1 protein-coding gene is annotated in these 237 nt (G+C 48.1%); it reads left to right on the top strand.

Annotated features, from left to right (window positions below; genetic code table 11):
• Positions 1-237 (top strand): hypothetical protein (locus tag IDG64_RS15700; protein WP_049133575.1); only part of this gene is annotated, 237 nt, incomplete at both ends.

Raw genomic sequence — 237 nt, 5'->3', positions numbered from 1 at the left:
CAGATTCAGACAGCGACTCAGACTCAGACAGTGATTCAGATTCAGATAGCGATTCAGACAGCGACTCAGACTCAGATAGCGACTCAGACTCAGATAGCGATTCAGACTCAGACAGCGATTCAGACTCAGACAGCGACTCAGACTCAGACAGTGATTCAGATTCAGATAGCGATTCAGACTCAGATAGCGACTCAGACTCAGACAGTGATTCAGACTCAGATAGCGATTCGGACTCGG

The sequence above is a fragment of the Staphylococcus sp. EG-SA-15 genome, from assembly GCF_017151895.1.
In the GTDB taxonomy this organism is placed as follows: Bacteria; Bacillota; Bacilli; order Staphylococcales; family Staphylococcaceae; genus Staphylococcus; species Staphylococcus aureus.
The sequence above is the reverse complement of the archived record's forward strand: the minus strand, read 5'-3'. Positions and strand labels throughout refer to the sequence as shown.